General features: G+C 32.6%; 16 protein-coding genes and 2 pseudogenes. 5 read left to right on the plus strand and 13 right to left on the minus strand.

Annotation, left to right across the window (positions count from 1 at the left end; genetic code table 11):
* Positions 1 to 233 precede the first annotated feature (233 nt).
* Complete coding sequence (locus RTP99_RS26265) at positions 234 to 1,502, minus strand: APC family permease (protein ID WP_000064907.1); 1,269 nt, start codon at positions 1,500 to 1,502, stop codon at positions 234 to 236.
* 142 nt (positions 1,503 to 1,644) lie between these two features.
* Between RTP99_RS26265 and RTP99_RS26270 the strand changes: the two genes are divergently transcribed.
* Positions 1,645 to 2,079 (plus strand): Lrp/AsnC family transcriptional regulator, encoded by a 435-nt coding sequence (locus tag RTP99_RS26270; protein ID WP_000343327.1) that lies wholly within the window; start codon positions 1,645 to 1,647, stop codon positions 2,077 to 2,079.
* A gap of 33 nt (positions 2,080 to 2,112) precedes the next feature.
* On the opposite strand, the gene RTP99_RS26275 is transcribed toward RTP99_RS26270, so the two are convergent.
* From RTP99_RS26275 to RTP99_RS26290, 4 genes are all read right to left on the minus strand, one after another.
* Positions 2,113 to 2,973, minus strand: a complete 861-nt coding sequence (locus RTP99_RS26275) for a DegV family protein (RefSeq protein ID WP_000538289.1) — start codon at positions 2,971 to 2,973, stop codon at positions 2,113 to 2,115.
* A 455-nt stretch (positions 2,974 to 3,428) separates the two neighbouring features.
* Complete coding sequence (locus RTP99_RS26280; protein ID WP_000358153.1) at positions 3,429 to 3,881, minus strand: spore coat protein; 453 nt, start codon at positions 3,879 to 3,881, stop codon at positions 3,429 to 3,431.
* 14 nt (positions 3,882 to 3,895) lie between these two features.
* A complete protein-coding gene (locus RTP99_RS26285; protein WP_000342255.1) occupies positions 3,896 to 4,096 on the minus strand; it encodes a hypothetical protein in 201 nt (66 codons plus the stop codon).
* A 363-nt stretch (positions 4,097 to 4,459) separates the two neighbouring features.
* Positions 4,460 to 4,945, minus strand: coding sequence for a spore coat protein (locus RTP99_RS26290; RefSeq protein ID WP_000332787.1), 486 nt, complete (start codon positions 4,943 to 4,945; stop codon positions 4,460 to 4,462).
* Between the two features lie 846 nt (positions 4,946 to 5,791).
* Between RTP99_RS26290 and RTP99_RS26295 the strand changes: the two genes are divergently transcribed.
* Positions 5,792 to 6,223, plus strand: a complete 432-nt coding sequence (locus RTP99_RS26295) for a GNAT family N-acetyltransferase (protein ID WP_000027221.1) — start codon at positions 5,792 to 5,794, stop codon at positions 6,221 to 6,223.
* A 240-nt stretch (positions 6,224 to 6,463) separates the two neighbouring features.
* On the plus strand, positions 6,464 to 6,637 hold the full coding sequence (locus RTP99_RS26300) for a hypothetical protein (RefSeq protein WP_046647385.1): 174 nt from the start codon (positions 6,464 to 6,466) through the stop codon (positions 6,635 to 6,637).
* Positions 6,638 to 6,759: 122 nt separating this feature from the next.
* Here the strand turns inward: RTP99_RS26300 and RTP99_RS26305 are convergent.
* Positions 6,760 to 7,167: pseudogene (locus RTP99_RS26305) on the minus strand (GNAT family N-acetyltransferase); the annotation flags it as partial.
* 277 nt (positions 7,168 to 7,444) lie between these two features.
* Here RTP99_RS26305 and RTP99_RS26310 point away from each other — a divergent pair.
* Positions 7,445 to 7,765: a hypothetical protein gene (locus tag RTP99_RS26310; protein WP_001062732.1), complete on the plus strand. Its 321-nt coding sequence runs from the start codon at positions 7,445 to 7,447 to the stop codon at positions 7,763 to 7,765.
* Positions 7,766 to 7,819: 54 nt separating this feature from the next.
* Here RTP99_RS26310 and RTP99_RS26315 read toward each other — a convergent pair whose 3' ends face one another.
* From RTP99_RS26315 to RTP99_RS26335, 5 genes are all read right to left on the minus strand, one after another.
* Entirely contained in the window at positions 7,820 to 9,355 is a 1,536-nt protein-coding gene (locus tag RTP99_RS26315; protein ID WP_000229615.1) for an MDR family MFS transporter, read from the minus strand.
* A gap of 23 nt (positions 9,356 to 9,378) precedes the next feature.
* On the minus strand, positions 9,379 to 10,086 hold the full coding sequence (locus RTP99_RS26320) for a hypothetical protein (protein ID WP_000400896.1): 708 nt from the start codon (positions 10,084 to 10,086) through the stop codon (positions 9,379 to 9,381).
* An 18-nt stretch (positions 10,087 to 10,104) separates the two neighbouring features.
* The gene (locus RTP99_RS26325) at positions 10,105 to 10,815 is read right to left on the minus strand and encodes a bactofilin family protein (RefSeq protein WP_001258376.1); all 711 of its coding nucleotides are present in this window, start codon (positions 10,813 to 10,815) and stop codon (positions 10,105 to 10,107) included.
* 13 nt (positions 10,816 to 10,828) lie between these two features.
* A complete protein-coding gene (locus tag RTP99_RS26330; protein ID WP_000102249.1) occupies positions 10,829 to 11,452 on the minus strand; it encodes a YhbD family protein in 624 nt (207 codons plus the stop codon).
* Positions 11,453 to 11,611: 159 nt separating this feature from the next.
* Positions 11,612 to 13,348: an ABC transporter substrate-binding protein gene (locus RTP99_RS26335; RefSeq protein ID WP_000470183.1), complete on the minus strand. Its 1,737-nt coding sequence runs from the start codon at positions 13,346 to 13,348 to the stop codon at positions 11,612 to 11,614.
* A gap of 101 nt (positions 13,349 to 13,449) precedes the next feature.
* On the opposite strand from RTP99_RS26335, the gene RTP99_RS26340 reads away from it, so the two are divergent.
* Complete coding sequence (locus RTP99_RS26340) at positions 13,450 to 14,688, plus strand: MDR family MFS transporter (RefSeq protein ID WP_000183217.1); 1,239 nt, start codon at positions 13,450 to 13,452, stop codon at positions 14,686 to 14,688.
* Between the two features lie 80 nt (positions 14,689 to 14,768).
* Here the strand turns inward: RTP99_RS26340 and RTP99_RS26345 are convergent, their stop codons facing one another.
* Complete coding sequence (locus RTP99_RS26345) at positions 14,769 to 15,437, minus strand: YjgB family protein (RefSeq protein ID WP_001267134.1); 669 nt, start codon at positions 15,435 to 15,437, stop codon at positions 14,769 to 14,771.
* A 28-nt stretch (positions 15,438 to 15,465) separates the two neighbouring features.
* Positions 15,466 to 16,237: pseudogene (locus RTP99_RS26350) on the minus strand (DUF5700 domain-containing putative Zn-dependent protease).
* Positions 16,238 to 16,246 lie beyond the last annotated feature (9 nt).

The raw sequence follows: 16,246 nt of genomic DNA on the forward strand, positions 1-16,246 counted from the left end.
CAAACAACTTAAGTAGAGAAAGTAGGAGGCAAGGTGGAAGTTTCAGATACTTGATATGGTACAGAATCTTACGATTTTTAACGTACCATACCGTATCTACCGGCAATTCCTCCCCCACTTATCGTTGGGCTATCGCCCTTCACACAATTGAAGTAGGGGGTATCCTTGCCGATTTTAGATGAAATGGTAAAATTTTAATATATTTTAATATTTAGATTTCTATACAAACATTCTTATTTATGCTCTTTGCTTACGCTACTGAAACGCACATAACACAAACAGATAAATGCTACTGCCACTGGAATCAATATTACTCCTCCAATAAAAGGATAAACTACTACACAACATGTAAAAGCTACTATAGAAAAAAATTCACCTAACTTATTCTTTATTAATTTCATCCCAGCCGCAGTACCTACTATATATGTAACAATTCCTAACGAATTCGGTATTAATACAATTTTATCTATACTAATATGAAAAACGAAACTTATCAGCAAACCTATTATTGCAATACAACCTACAACTTTTACTGCATTTGTTGGTGTTTCTCTTTTTTTATTAATATATCCTAAATAACGAGGTGCAATTTCTTCTCTCCCTAGTGAATAACCTAAGCGACCCATACTTGCAATAAAGGCATTTGTCGTCCCTAAACAAATGATAAAAGCTAAAAATCCAATTACCCATGCAAATTGTTCACCTAAAGTTTGCTTGATTACAAGCACGAGAGCTGTAGTATTATCAGCATTTATATGATAAGATTTCGTTCCAATTACGGATAATGCAATACCAATATATAAAACTCCAATAATAACAATCGCAAATGCCGTAGATAAAATAATATTTCTTTTTCTAGGTGTTTTAAATTCTGGAGCTAAACTTGCAATAGCTTCCCAGCCGAAAAAAGACCAAAAAATTAATACTGATGCCTCTAAAATTGGATTTATTTCTTGCATAGAAATATGTACATTTATATTTTTCATTTCAATATAAGGTAGTGAACTAATAATTGTTACAATTAAAATAAAGAAAGTTAATACACCAATACATACTTGAAACCACCCACTCATTTTTAACCCATATAAATTGAAAACAATTGAAGTACTTAAAATAATAAGCGCTATAACGTAAGAAAAATATGATGATAAATCAAACACTCTCACTATATACATTCCACCAGTCATTGAGACTACGATTTGCCCAACACTACCTGCAATAAAAAAACACCATCCTATAATAGCACCTATCTTTTTACCGAAAGCTTTTTCTGCAAAAGTAGCTATTCCACCAGCACTTGGATGCTCTATCGATAAAAATGCGAATGTGAATGCAAGTGGAATACTAAGTAATATCATAACAAGCCAAGAAACAATTGCATTCCCCTCTGCTACACTCGCTGTCATACCAGGTAATATAAGAATTCCTGATCCTAGAACCGCTCCGACGTATAAGGCTGTTCCCTTTTTAATAGAAATTGTTTCACCAAAATGATTAGACATTACATGCACCTCCATTTATATTTTAATTATAGAAAGTTATCATTCTATTCAATATACAAAAGTGTATGTAATTTAACATTAGATTTTATATTATGTATTTATTTCGGAAATTTAATTTCAATTTTGCAAAGGAGCATAATTCATGGATGAAATTGACAAGAAAATTACGTTATTACTACAAGAAGATGCGAGAATGACGATTACAGAAATGACTGAGCACTTACACCTCAGCCGTCCTAGTGTTACCGAAAGGCTAAAGAGATTACAAGATACTGGAATAATCGAGAAATATACTGCACGGATATCATTAGATGCAGTAGGAAAATCAATTCAAGCATTTTTAAGAATTGAAAATCTAAAGATTCCTTGCAAAAAATTTGAGGAGAAAATCTACGAAGAATATAGAATACTCGAATGTCATCGAGTAACAGGTGAAAGTAGCTATTATTTAAAGGTAGCGGTTCACTCTATGAAAGAATTAGAGGAATTAATTGATATCGTTATACCATTTGGAACAGTCAAAACTTCGATGATTTTATCTTCACCGATACCATATCGACCGATTATTACAGATTAATAAGAAAAAAGGATTGATCAAAAGATCAATCCTTTACTCGACTTCATTTAAGAAAAATAACGTTATAACACCCGGTCCTGTATGTGCTCCAATTGCTGCTCCAATTGTATTTACGATAAATACTTCACAGCCAAATCTCTCTGTAATTAATGCTTTTAAAGCTTCAGCTGTTTCTATGTCATCACCATGAGTCATTGCGATTGTTTGACCTTTAAGTTCTTTTCCGCGCTCTTCCATAATATCTACAATTCGGCTTAGTACTTTCTTTTTTCCTCTTACCTTTTCAAGTGGTACAAGCTTTCCTTCTTCCACGTTTAAGATTGGCTTAATGTTTAGTAAACCACCGATAAATCCTGCGACTTTACTTAAACGTCCACCTCTCACTAAGTACTGTAAGTCAGCTACAGTGAAGATATGTTCCATATGGCTCATTAGAAAATCAACACGTTTTAAAATATCTTCTTTTGATGCACCGTCTTTCGCCATTTTAGCAGCTTCTAATACGACAAGCCCTTGACCGAGCGAGGCACATTTCGTATCGATAATTTCTAAATCTAAGTTAGCATATGTTTCTTTTACTTCCTCTTTAATGAGAACTGATGATTGATATGTACCAGACAGTTCAGATGAAAAAGCTAAATATATACAAGGATTACCTTCTTTTGCATAAGAAACAAATTTTTCTTGGAAAGTTTCAAGGGAAGGCAATGACGTTCTATAAACAGCGCCTTCTCTCATATTTTGCAATAATGTAACTGACTCTAATGTAACTCCATCTAAATACTCTGTTTCTGCTTCATCATAAACACGGAGTGGAATTAAATCAATATCATATGCTTGCAGCAATTCTACCGGTAAATCCGCCGCACTATCCGTAATGATTTTAACACCCATTTTTAAACCTCTATTCTGTTATAAATATAAAAAATATAAAATAAAAATAGTACTTTTAAATTATATACGTAAAACTTAAATGAAGAAAGGAAAACACTTTATATTGTATGCACTATTCTTCAAAACTTGAACTGTTAATGAAAGTAATGTCATTTAAACCACTTTTTTATTTTTATTTTTTCTATAACACGAATAATTTTGTGAGTTTTTGTATTTAATTCTTTAATTTTATTTAACCATTTAAAATCTATACTTTTTAAAATTTAAAAGCCAAATCCAATAATAAAGGAAATGGCTTTTAGATTTTTATACAATAACCAAACTTTATTTTCCATCAGATTGTTTGTATTATTATTTTGGCGATATTGAATATTAGTCCAGTTATGATAAATATTTATAGCCTGTACTACATTCTCCTATAAGAAACACTGTATCTAAAAAAGGGGTTAAACATTTTATAAAATATTTAATTTTACTAGTAAAGCTAATAAAATTTGGAGAAGAATTTGAACATTTACTGCTATGTCTGTATCCGTAGTCGTAACCGTAACATTTCTAGAATTTCTAATAACAGTTTCTTGTTTATTAACTTGTTTAATAGATGATTTTTGAAACAATTCTTGCGCTACACGGTCAGCTTTTTCACTATCTGCTATAGAAATACTTATTATAACCACGATAGCTGCTTGTAAAGCTGCTTGAATAGATAATGCAGCTTTTGTATCTGTAGTAGTAACTTCTACATCTGCTGAATCAACAATTGTAATAGATTCTTCAGAAATTTGGTAAGTTTTACTTTCCTGCGCAGCTGCTTCTGAAACGTTAGCATTTTTAAAAGATGGATGGGGATTTGAAGAATCTAATGCACTCCACTTTTTATTTTCATTTGAATGACATTTTTTGTCCATATGTTCACCCCCTTTCAATCTAAATAATTATTAACCTGTGATTGTATTTCTGAAACAATATTTTTAATTTGCTGCTTTTTTTCTGGTGATAAATCTTTTAACTTTTCTTCACTTATCCCATGCCTATTCAAAATATCTGAGAGTAAAAGGTCTATGATTATATTCTTTTGATCCTTATCAAATTTAAAGGAAGAAAATTTGTTTAAATCATCCATTTACAATATTCACTCCAATCAATTTTCTGCAAAGATTTTAAATAACTACAAGCATTATATGTTTTTTAATACAAATTGCTTGGACAAGTAACTGAATATTATCTTTTCAACGTTTTTACTAATAAAATAAAAAAGCTGGCTTCTAATAAGAAGTCAGCTTTCCTTCACTTCACATAAACATAAGTTTCATTTACTGTTAAATAATGTGTTTAACCTTTACTCTTGTTTTCCACACTTACTTTCCCATTAATCTTGAATATTAGTTCAGTCATAATAAGAAGTCCAAGCTTGTACCACATATTACAACAAAAAACATTTACTTAGAGTAAACCCTTATCGCTAAATATAAACAAGTTAGAAACCTTATAAAATGTTTAGTTTAACTAGTAAAGCTAATAAAATTTGAAGGAGAATTTGAATATTCACTGCAATATCTGTATCAGTAGTTGTTACGGTTACGTTTCTAGAATTTTTAATGATTGTTTTTTGTCTATTAATTTGTTTAATAGATGATTTTTGAAATAATTCTTGTGTTATTTTATCTGCTTTTTCACTATCTGCTATAGAAATACTTACTACAACCACAATAGCTGCTTGTAATGCCGCTTGGATAGATAGTGCAGCTTTTGTATCTGTAGTAGTAACTTGTACATCTGCTGAATCAACTATTTCAATATATTCCTCAGAAACTTGATCAATCTCATCTGTTTGTATAGCTTCTTCTAAAAAATTAGCATTTTTACTAAACGAATAAGAATTTAATGGTTCTGAATCCTGTTTTTTTGGTTCAGAATACCGATTTAATGGATCCCGTTTTTTCTTTCTTCTACAAACTTCACAATCACACATAAAACCACTCCTTTTAGTCTAAAAAGTTGGCAATATTAAAATATTGACTAACTACTAGCATCTTATGTATTTTCAAAAAATTTGTTTGGACAAGTAACTTAATCTTCTATTTTATTTCTACTTCTTTTTTAATAAAAGAAAGCTGCCTTCTAATAAGAAGACAGCTTTCTTTGTAACGAATCTAGTCTAGATTTCATACAATATAATTGTTCCTTTCTTATAACCTGAGCTCGTCACTTTAGTTATAAAAATGTGAGTATATCCTATAACCTTTTTTAGGGATCATCCATAATTTATTTCATAAAAAGTGCTTTATTTTACTGAAAGGTGGTTGCGGAAACAACCACCTTTTTATTCGGAACAAAATAAAAATTTTATATAAAAGGCCCATAATTAAATAAACTTAACTTCATATGATATATTGCATCCTTTCTTTTTAGAATGAGTAGTCGTTACTGAAGGGCACTTTTCGAAGTGCTCTTATTTTTAAATCCCTTTTCTTTTTCAGGAGGTTTTTTTGCTAAATTCTAATACGATTTTTATCACTCAGGCTGGTGATTATTATATTTCCTTACTAGTTCCAATAATATAGTAGCTACACCAATTAAAATAAACCTATAAACTCTATACGCTTAAATAATAATGCGTTACCAAACACACGAACTAGTTTTACACTAAATTCACAAGGTTCTTATCCTCTTTTAGTTGAAGTTATCATTTGAATACCAGCAAATCCACAACTTCAACTAATAAATTTTGCAAATGTGCTATATCAAAGTTCTTTTGATATAGCATCTTATGTTTTATATAATAAAGATAGTGCTAGTATTCCGAAGGAGGATGTCTATGAGTATCCAAATGGCTACATCTAATGATTTAGAATGGATTAATAATCAATATGACTCAATAGGATTTGTACGAAGTGATTTAAAAAGAGATAAAGTTGCAATTATTACATACAACAATGAGTATGCAGGTATTGGACGATTAGTCCAAATAGATGAAGATACTTTAGAAATGGGTGGGATACTTATTCTTCCTAAATTTAGAGGTCTACAATTAGCTGGGGAACTTGTTTCATTTTTAGTAGAAACTGCGAAGAAATTACAAGTACAACATGTATATTGCCTTCCTTTTGAGGAATTAGAAAACTTTTATAAGAAATATGGCTATACTGAGGTCGATACTACGAAAGAATTTGTTCATCCAATTATTCTAGAAAAATATAATTGGTGTTTGGATCATTATGAAAAGCATGTTTTATTATTTAAGTTGTAAAGGTACCTAAAGTGAGTATATATATTAGTTATACTTGCCCATAGATAATAACCCTACTTTATTTGGTCTACATCAGCTTCTACAAGATATACTATTACTACTTACGCTATCTTTTTCCTTAACCTTACTTTTGTATAAAAGATTAGTTTGTTTAAAATTACCTTAAATCGTATTTAAATAAACTAATCGAAACGCGAATTCCTATATAATACAATTAAGTAATTAAAAGGAGCGTTATTTATGATAGATGTAGTAAGACTCGTTATCTTTACTGTAGTTGCAATTGGTGCCATTATTAACATATACATAGAATTAAAAAAACCTAAAAAAAGTATATTCTCAATCGTTTTTTTATCAGTACTCTTAATTGGATCCTCAGGGTTAATTAAAAATATTTTATCTCAACTTTTATAATAGATTGATTAAAAATCAACCTCCCGTCAATAATGTAAGTAACATGATTGTATCTCTCCATTCCCCCTTTGGAGAGGAGCAGTTAGCTTTTGCTAACTGCTCTTTTATTTGAAAATACGATTTCATCTATTATCCACAAAATAAGTATCATACGCCTTATCAAAAACATATCCTAGTTTTTCAGCTAGTTTTGCAGATGTAGTATTCGCTGCATCCCAGTTTGGGTATATCTCTTTTTCTAAACAGTCCAAGATTAGTGCTGCACTAACTATAGTCGCTAACCCTTTTCTTCTATGATTGTAATTAGTCGCTACTTCAATTTCAATCCCGCTATCATAAATGCTATATGATGATGCACCGCATACAACTTCTCCTTTATACAAAACACAATATCTTATACCTCGGTTTATATAATCTTCAACTGATTGAAATTGACTTGTAAAATCTTCAGAGACTTTATGTAATGTAGAGTTATTTACAATATGTTCATCTATTTTTCTTAACTCGTATCCTTTTGGAAACATCGATAATTTCTTTTCGGCTCACAACCCACTTACACCCCATCCCTTCTCTATATGTTTTATCTCATACACATAATATGAGGGGGATATGAGATAAGCTTGGACAATATAACTTTAACGTAGGAATATAGCTACCTACTCATCTCATTAATAATGAAATTACGCCAATAATGAGTAATAACGCATAAATTTCCCTATAAATACATATAACGATTTCATCTTTCATAAAAAAAACGTTATAATGAAGTGTAGCCTCTACGATTACGTTATAAAGGAGATTAAAACAATGGCTAAAATTAAAGTATACCAAGCAAAAGAAGAAAATATGGAAGCAGTAAAAAACATCATTGATGTTGAAGAACAAAATCCAACTGCTGAAAACTTACAAAATCTATACGCATGTGTATTAGATACTGAAGATATGGCATTGCCTGAATCATACATTGAAGAAGATATCTTAATTGATTCTATTGAAGTTATGGTTAACGCTTCTCAAAGCAAAATAAGAGACCTAGGTGCTTACGATGTAATCGAAGTTCAAAACAAAGGTAAGAAAACACAAATTTTATTATTAGCAGACGAAGAATACGAAATCATCGAAGGCTAATCTAAAACCGTACATACGAAAAAGCTCCTTTCCAATTGGAAGGGAGCTTTTTCATTACGCTTTAGATGTTTCGCTCTTTTTATTCTTTTGTTGTTTCTTCATTACCATACGCTCATTTCCCATAAAGAAAATAAATATGAATGCTAAACCAGCTGGTACCAATGCCCACATAAATGTTTGGACAATTGAGCTAGAAAGAGCATCAATAATTTTATCTAATATTTGCGGCGGGATTTGAGATCTTGCCGCTTCTGATAAAATAGCTCTTGAATCTCCTAAAGCGTTTGTATTCATTCCTCCGCTCATACCCTTAAATGCTTCTTCTAATTGATCTTGGAAACCTGTTCTTTGGATCATTCCGAAGATTGTAATACCAAGCGTCATGCCTAATGAACGAATAAAGTTACTCGTTGAAGTCGCAGACCCTCGCTGTTCCATACCAAAGTTGTGGATAGCCGCCATACTTAGTACAGAGAATGAGAAACCAACCCCAAATCCGATAATAATCATATACACTGTTAATAATGCACGACTTGTTTCTGGCGTTAATGTACTTAATAAGAATAGTCCTATTAGCATAATAACAGCAGAAATAATCATAATGTTTCTGTAGCTAAGCTTCGTCGTTAAAAATCCACCTAATTGCGCTGTTACAACTGATCCTAACATCATCGGTAATAGTAGTAATCCTGAGTTTGTTGCGGTACCACCGTATACACCTTGAATGAATAACGGTATGTACACAGTTGCTGACATAAACGCAGCACCGTAACATAATGCAATAATTGTACTCATTCCGAATAAGCGCTGCTTAAACATCTCAAATGATATGATCGGCTCTTCTACTTTTCGTTCAATAAAAATAAATGTAACAATTAAAATAGCGAATGCACCAAATAAACTTAAAATAAAGCTAGAATCCCAGTCATATTTTTGTCCGCCAAGCTCTAAAGCAAACATTAAACAAACTACTGCACCAACTAAAGTAATTGCACCAAACCAGTCAATTTTTTGCTTTCTATGAACTCGTGACTCTTTATAAAAGAATGTAATAAAAATAAGTGCTAAAATGCCAAGCGGTAAGTTAATGTAAAATACCCAGTGCCAGCTAATATAATCTGTAATATACGCGCCAAGCAACGGTCCAAAAATACTCGATAAACCAAATACTGCTCCGAATAAACCGCCCATTTTCCCGCGTTTTTCAGGAGGGAAAATATCAAAAACGATAGTAAACGCGATCGGCACTAATGCCCCACCACCAATACCTTGAATGGCACGATAAATACCTAACTGTGTAATATTTTCAGCAGTACCACAAAGTGCCGAACCAATCATAAAAACGATTAAACCAAAAATAAAGAATCTCTTTCTACCATACATATCTGATAGTTTACCGAATATCGGCATGCCTGCCATTTCTGCGACCATATAGGCAGAAACGACCCATACAAAGTTTTCAAGACCTCCTAAGTCACCAACAATCGTTCCCATCGCTGTTACGACAATGGTATTATCCATTGATGCCATTAAAATACCTAGCAATAAGCCCGCCACAACAAAGCCGAGCTTATTATTCTTCTCAACCATAACCTTTCTCTCCCTCGTACTACTTATATTTGTTTATGTTCTTTAACGACTGCATTACCCTTTTGATTAAAACTAGTATGATATTCTACAACACTAATTTCACACCCAGGGCCAATTGTAACGTTGTTTCCTCTCACTACTTCAGCAATCGTATGTTCTAAATAAATATCATCTCCTTCCACAATTGAAGTTTGGAGGTTTCCAACATGACTAATAAAAGGAAGAAATCTCGCTTTTTTACGAATCGTAATGTTTTTACCACCAATTTCTCTTACCTTACTTCCTTCATAACGAAGTGAGATTTGAATATTTTCAGCATTAAGTAATCCATCACTTTCAAGACCACCAGTTAATGATAAATCTTCTACTTCAATATTTCCCCTAACATTTAAAGCACCTTTTACATCGACAAAATCACCTGAAAACTTCCCCGCAATATCTATCATACCTCTAACTTTTGTTTTTTCAATATGTGCATCACCATGAATTTGTGTATTACCGTATACTTTTACATATTCTGCATCTACATTTCCTTGTACTTCACTATCTCCATACACAACATAATTTTTCACTTTCATATTACCCCGTACATCACTCGTGCCGTACGTTTTAAATTCATTACAGCTCATATCATTAGAAATCGTTCCTTCACCGCGAATCTTCACTTTATTATAATCTCCGCCTGCTGAATTGCCGGAACCATTTACTGTGAGACTATGTGGATGTTCCATATTGCTTTCTCCCTCCCATTAAACCTGCTTAATTTCTTTTACATTTGCGCTTTTATCAACAGTAAGAACACCTGTATATTCAATGAATTCAATCTCACAGTTCGGTCCTACTGTAATATTGTTTCCTCTTACCGTTCTTATGTGAGCATAATCAATATCAATATTGTCCCCTTCTAATAGTTCAGCTTCTAACTGCAAGCCAAATACTGTTTTAAATAGCCTACTTAATGTACCTGATCTATGCCTTACTTTAATCGTTTGACCACCAATTTCTTTCGCGCGACATGTACCGTGAATATTAATATTTATTTCATCAGCGCTTAATAATCCGCCAATTGTAAATTGTCCTTCTGAAGAAAAAGTATCCACTTCACAATTACCGTCAATTGTTGCTTGACCATTGACTTTGAATTCTTCACCTGTGACATTCCCGCCTATCGTACCTTTTCCTGCAATTTTCAAACTGTTTGCCTTTACATTTTGCGTAATTGTAGCTTTTCCATCAATTCGCATCGTTTCAGCATGAACTGTGCCATCGACTTTACCAGATCCGCTAATTCGTGCACTGTTACTTTTCAAATCGCCAGTAACTGCTCCGTAACCGTTACATTCAAATTGCTCACATTCGACATTTCCATTCACAGTTCCTTTTCCGTTTAATTGCACTTTATGAAACTCACCGCCATTCGATGAACCGTAACCATTTATAATCAAATTATCTGTACGCATACTTACTCCTCCATTACAACAATTTAGTTTTTAATGCTTCGGTATATTTCATAATCGCTTCGCGTAAAACGATTTTGGTGCCTTTTTCAAAAATTAAGTCGTCCACGTTTGAAACTAATAAACATGTAGAAATCCCTAACTTTCGAATAATGATTAAGTCACACGTTTTATGTTTCATTGCTTCATAATTTTCACGTAAAACTTGCAAGACCATTTTTCCTTCTTCTAAACTAATTTCTCCCGATTGTAGTAATTCTTCTAACATGTACACATAAAGAATATCTACAAATTGAAACTCCGCTGTTTTATTCGTTTGTTCTATGAAAAATTGTAAAACTGGTTCTGATGCAATCCCCTTACGTAAAATGTCTTCCTTCGTTAAAAGAATTTCCCTCACACTCGGCGAAAACATATTTGCTAGTTCATCAAGTGATAGATCCTCTTTCATCGTTTGAATTTTATCAATACGCTCTAATATCTTTTCTTTCGGAAAAAATGTTTCCTGACCCGTGAATGTAGACTTTCGTACAAACCAATCTTCCGGTATTAAATTTTTTCTTTTCCACCTATATAATTGTCCGTATGAAATACCAGTAAGTTCTAATAAATCTTTTTTTGAAATTAAATCTGTACTCAACTGTATAACACTCCTTCCTGATAACAATGTAACATAACACTGTTACGCTGTAAATAGACTTTTATCACAAGTAACGTAACAATGTGTAAAATAACCCTGTTTCACACAAAAAAACAGGGTTCTCACGCATCTTATAAAATGCGTAAAAACCCTTATATATCAACATGTAAACCATATTTCATAAAAATCAATCCACCCTTGTGAATTAATCATTATATTTTGTACTTTTTCATGAGAAGTTACTTGTTGTTTGTTACGGTATAAAGGAATTATATGAATTTGACGTAACAAAGTGTCTTCAATATCGTGTAACAGTGTAACTCTTTTCTCTACTTGTTCTTGTTTAAAATAAGAGGACAGTGATTTATGAAAGTCCATGCTGCCTTGCCCATGAATAAAACTGTTTTTTGTAAGGAACATATATAGTAAACTATCTTCTATTCGTTCGCTAATTGTTGCACTATCATGCATCATATCAGCCTTTTGTATCGTATTTATTTCCAATAACTCTTCTAGCTCAAGAAAATTAGTTTTTACACGAATCCCGTACTTCGCACACTCTTTTTGTATCCATTGTGCATCTTCAACGTGATCTCGTCCTGTAAATGTATATAGTTGTAGCACTTCATTATGATACGTACTTCTCTTAATTAAACTTTCGATATCTTCCTCAATTTCTACTATGCTTTCATTTGCTAATATTAGTTTCTTTGCCACTTCTCCACGTTCTCCGCCGAGTTCTTGAACGATTTTATCGCCATGAATAATTTTATATAGCGCTTTCCGAAACAGTTCATCTTGCATTGGCCCTTCTTTTACAAGATTACACGTTACATATGTCACGTTCGATTCAAGCCGTGAAAGTTCTTTATTGAGATTTTCTTTATCTTTATACTGCGCCTTTACTAACACGTCATAAGTATTTACATTTTGCTCCACATTCAATAGTTCAATTCGGTCAAGAAAAGGTCTTTCACGATAATATAAATCATGTACTTCTAATGCAAATAAATGTGTATTCTTCTCTCGTAATATAAAAGGACCTGTACCTATGAAGTTTCCTGCTTCATCTTCAATTACGATAGAACACTGTTCTGCGCTTAGCATATGTAAAAACATCCTATTTACCGTATGTAATTGAATTTCAACAACAAATTCATCCACTGCACGGAAACTTTCAACATGTTGTAACATCCATGCGTGTGGGTTGTTTTCAGCTTTCATAAATCGATTCAATGAATGTATAACATGATGTGCAGTGAGTCGTTTTCCATTATGAAGACGAACGCCTTTTCGTAAATAAAAAGTCCATACCTTTTCAGCATCATTATATTCCCATTGAAAAGCAAGCCTTGGTTCTATAGAATTTGTTTCTTCATTTACATATACGAGTGTATCAAAAAGATGTTTAACCATATGACATTCTGAGCGCATCGTAGCGTAAACCGGATCTAAAGCGATGTCCAGGTTCATTTGTACTTGCAAACGAAGTACATCTTTTCTTCCTTCAGATGTCCGTTCTATTTGATGACCAAATATAGAATCTACCCAAGCTTCATACTCTTTCTTTATTGATGGAAATTGTGAGCTGTAGCGTTCTACAAATGAGATTCCACTTTTCACATCTCCTTTTTTCGTTAATTCTTTTCCTCTTTCTAAAATTAGTGGAATTGGTTGCTTTTGAAATATTAATTTAGAACGATTCCCTCTCCCGCGACCTGGAAACCAAGTGATCCAATGTAACTCTTCTAATTTTTTTATAATTAATTTACTATTACGCTCTGTACAAAATAATGTTTCTGCTATCATTTGTACGGTTACTTCTAATCGTTCTCCTTCTCGTCTCCCTTTACCGTAGACACACCATAGTTCAATATATTGATCTAAAATAAACATCATACTCCCCCTAAAAGGTGAAAAATAACCCCTTTTATTTCTACCCTTTTTCTCTTTCTCCTTTCATCTTATCATTTCAATATAGAAAGGAGGAATTAATATTGACCAATCTCTTACTACGTTATAACAAACCAATTATTATAAGAATGTGCGGCGAATTATTAACCCGAACAACAGAATCCATGTTAGCCATCATTATGATTATTTACGTTGATAAAATGTTAAACGGTAATATCATAATAACTATGCTTATTTTCGGATTACAACCACTTTCAGACATTGTATTTACACTAATTGCTGGTGGAATTACTGATAAATATGGACGAAAGAAAATTATGTTACTAGGATTGTTACTACAAGGTGTTGCAATCGGTAGTTTCATTTTCGCTCAATCTGTTTTTATCTTTGCATTATTATACGTTATAAATGGTATTGGCCGTTCCTTATATATTCCCGCTCAACGTGCACAAATTGCTGATTTAACAAAACATGGGCAGCAAGCAGAAATCTTCTCACTTCTGCAAACGATGGGAGCAATAGGTACTCTAATCGGTCCTTTAATTGGTACTATTTTTTATAAGACTCACCCTGAATATGTATTTATTGTGCAAAGCATTACACTTATAGCATATGCAGTCGTTGTTTGGACGCAGCTTCCAGAAACTGCTCCGGCAATGACAACACCAACGCAAAAGCTTGAAGTATCATCTCCAAAGCAATTTGTACACAAACATTACGCCGTATTTGGACTAATGATTACTACAATTCCTATTAGCTTTTTTTATGCACAAACTGAAACAAATTATCTTATTTTCGTGAAACATACACTTCCGGATTTCGATCGCATACTCGTTTTTATTACAACATGCAAAGCTCTTATGGAAATCACTCTACAAGTTTTCCTTGTAAAATGGTCTGAACAATTTTCTATGGCGAAAATCATACTTATTGCTTACACCTGCTTTACGATAGCTGCAATTGGCTATGGATTTTCAGCAACAATCTTGTCATTATTTTTCACATTACTCTTTTTAGTCATTGGAGAAAGTGTTGCTTTCAACCATTTACTTCGATTCGTTTCAGAAATCGCTCCTACAAATAAACGTGGATTGTATTTTTCAATTTACGGCTTACACTGGGATGTATCTCGAACGTGCGGTCCTGTTATCGGTGCGGTTTTATTAAGTAAACTAAACGGCAGTATGCTATTTTATATTTGTGCTTGTTTCTTAACAATTGGAGGCATTATTCAAGTTCTTTTTGTTCAAAATTTAGAGCGTAAGAAAAGAAGAAAAGATATTCAAAAAGATGTTTTAGAGCATCCCCATCATATTTTATAAAAGGAAGTTTCTTATTTACACCAAAAAAAGATGTCACATGGTCATCGATTTCGACTTTTGTGACATCCTTTTTTATTATCCTACCCTGCCATTTTATTAATACTATCCTCAGGTGAAAATACCGAAATATGATTTACCTTACCAGTCGATTTTGGAATAATGAATTTTAACTCAAACTGATTGTTTACTTTATATACATATATTTTATCTTCACCATTTCCTTTAACTGAAGTTGGTTTTCCTAATGCTTTTTCTATTTCTTGTAATGTAATTGATTTTAGTTCTGCGTGATAGGAGCGTACATCAAAAACTTGTGATCCTTTATTAAAACCGAAGGAAACATTTTTATTTGTAAAGGTAGCGTACATTCCATTTCCTGCTTGTTCCGTTTTATCTGCTTTCCCCCACGCTTTTTCTATTTCTTCAATATCTCCTGTATGCGCTGCAAACGGAACGTTAGGTACTTTTCCTTCTTTCGCTAATTCAAACAATTCTTTAACGTGGTTAATTGATTTTTGATTGATTACTGTATCTTTCGTACTTGGATCTGGCTTTGGTATTGTTGATCCTTCATTATTTGATTTTTCATCAGGCTCTTTCTTTTCTTCAGAAGTATTATTCTGTTCATTTTTACTATTTTCCGTTGTTGGATCTGTTTCCTTTTTTTCGTCCGTTCCTTTACATGCTACTAATGCAAAAATGCATGTAAAAGCGAGAAATAACATACCTATCTTCACATACACTCTCATACATTTCAGCCCCCTATCATAATCTGATTCATTTCGATAACCAATCCATTACAGATCTTTTCAAATTGTGTTTGTTCCAAAAAGTAAATACTTCACTCTCGCCCAATGCTTGTGCAACATATTCTACAAAAGCTGTTCCTAAAAAATAACCGAGTCGGTTGTACCCAAAATATTGTCCGCCAGATAACCGAAACCACTCTTTCTCTTTTTCAAACGTCCATCCTTCTATATAATCTTCCAAAAAACGTTTCTTTATTTGTTCTTCATTTTCTATACAATATTGTAACCAACGTTCACCATCATCGTCATATGAGTAATACACTGATTCATTTAAACCTTTCACAATTTGCTTTGATACATATGTTGCAACACCTTCACGATACAAATTAACTGCCGCATCGGTCCACTCAGCTTTCTCCCAATCCATTCCATTATTTTGTAACATAACATTATGATATATATGCCCTATTTCGTGAGCAACCATAACACGAAGATGATTCAAATCTGGAGATAATTTTTCTACCGCAAAAAATATATCTCCCATGATCTCCCTCTCTACGAATGCATTAGATCCAAAAGCTCCAACAAATATGTGGAATTTCATATTTACATCAAAGCTATATTTATTACGATATTTATTCGTTATCTCTTGAATAATAGTCGGTAATGTTTCTGCAATGATACTTAAAGTATTCTTCAAATATCTCTGGATGCGAAGTGAAGTATTGATTGAGGACCGCTAATTCTACGTCGGTGCTTTCCCATAATTTTAAAAAACTTGGAATTGTATTGTTTATCATTTTTCCATC

The organism is Bacillus sp. (in: firmicutes) (assembly GCF_031983925.1).
Classification (GTDB): domain Bacteria; phylum Bacillota; class Bacilli; order Bacillales; family Bacillaceae_G; genus Bacillus_A; species Bacillus_A pacificus.

Bases quoted from the DNA above. Each gene is read 5' to 3' on its own strand.
- RTP99_RS26335 (WP_000470183.1), bottom strand. From the start codon at position 13,348: ATGTTTATTTTAGATCAATATATTGAACTATGGTGTGTCTACGGTAAA.
- RTP99_RS26310 (WP_001062732.1), top strand. From the start codon at position 7,445: ATGGCTAAAATTAAAGTATACCAAGCAAAAGAAGAAAATATGGAAGCA.
- RTP99_RS26320 (WP_000400896.1), bottom strand. From the start codon at position 10,086: ATGGAACATCCACATAGTCTCACAGTAAATGGTTCCGGCAATTCAGCA.
- RTP99_RS26270 (WP_000343327.1), top strand. From the start codon at position 1,645: ATGGATGAAATTGACAAGAAAATTACGTTATTACTACAAGAAGATGCG.
- RTP99_RS26265 (WP_000064907.1), bottom strand. From the start codon at position 1,502: ATGTCTAATCATTTTGGTGAAACAATTTCTATTAAAAAGGGAACAGCC.
- RTP99_RS26325 (WP_001258376.1), bottom strand. From the start codon at position 10,815: ATGCGTACAGATAATTTGATTATAAATGGTTACGGTTCATCGAATGGC.
- RTP99_RS26280 (WP_000358153.1), bottom strand. From the start codon at position 3,881: ATGGACAAAAAATGTCATTCAAATGAAAATAAAAAGTGGAGTGCATTA.
- RTP99_RS26290 (WP_000332787.1), bottom strand. From the start codon at position 4,945: ATGTGTGATTGTGAAGTTTGTAGAAGAAAGAAAAAACGGGATCCATTA.
- RTP99_RS26300 (WP_046647385.1), top strand. From the start codon at position 6,464: ATGATAGATGTAGTAAGACTCGTTATCTTTACTGTAGTTGCAATTGGT.
- RTP99_RS26285 (WP_000342255.1), bottom strand. From the start codon at position 4,096: ATGGATGATTTAAACAAATTTTCTTCCTTTAAATTTGATAAGGATCAA.
- RTP99_RS26295 (WP_000027221.1), top strand. From the start codon at position 5,792: ATGAGTATCCAAATGGCTACATCTAATGATTTAGAATGGATTAATAAT.
- RTP99_RS26315 (WP_000229615.1), bottom strand. From the start codon at position 9,355: ATGGTTGAGAAGAATAATAAGCTCGGCTTTGTTGTGGCGGGCTTATTG.
- RTP99_RS26345 (WP_001267134.1), bottom strand. From the start codon at position 15,437: ATGAGAGTGTATGTGAAGATAGGTATGTTATTTCTCGCTTTTACATGC.
- RTP99_RS26275 (WP_000538289.1), bottom strand. From the start codon at position 2,973: ATGGGTGTTAAAATCATTACGGATAGTGCGGCGGATTTACCGGTAGAA.